This is a genomic window from Arsenophonus sp. ENCA, assembly GCF_002287155.1.
In the GTDB taxonomy this organism is placed as follows: domain Bacteria; phylum Pseudomonadota; class Gammaproteobacteria; order Enterobacterales; family Enterobacteriaceae; genus Arsenophonus; species Arsenophonus nilaparvatae.
This window is the reverse complement of sequence record NZ_NHNG01000029.1, coordinates 1-524: the sequence shown is the minus strand read 5'-3', so window position 1 is coordinate 524 and position 524 is coordinate 1. Positions and strand designations below refer to the sequence as shown.

The following is a 524-nucleotide window of genomic DNA, read 5'->3' as shown; positions in this document are numbered from 1 at the left end:
AATTAGGCTCTCGTATTATGAAAAAAAATATAGATAAAGATTCTAATGAAACACCTTCTATTTCTGTCGATGATAAATTAGCGTTAATTGCTGAATCTGTTTTAAAAACAGAATACTTTACAAATACGGGCACCTCGAAAAACTCAAGATTTTCAATTAACCCTTGGCTTTCATTCTAAATAATTAGATTTTTTTTGATTATCACGTTACTGATTCTATCGCACATTGCCCTGGCTAGGGCCATTTGACCCATTCTGGGCGTCAGAAAGCCACGATGCACGCGCTCTGGAAGTACGCCAACCGCTTTAGGTTGTAACATGCTGCCATCATCGTCATGGCAAAATTAGCGCGCACCTGTCCAATGGTGCGGATCAGTTTTCTACCCATTTGTTCCATCGCCGCAAATGCATGTTCAACCCGTGCCCTAGTCTTTGCAATCCTGTGGTTTCGCCCTTGCTGAGTCTTGGACAACGGTTTGTTTCGATGGCCTTTACGCTGAATCTGGCTCCTATAGCCGTTTGCCT

General features: G+C 42.4%; 1 protein-coding gene. It reads right to left on the bottom strand.

What is annotated here, in order from left to right; genetic code table 11:
* Positions 1-261 precede the first annotated feature (261 nt).
* The coding region (locus CBG25_RS00745) for a transposase (RefSeq protein ID WP_290603799.1) at positions 262-524 on the bottom strand (263 nt) is incomplete at its 5' end.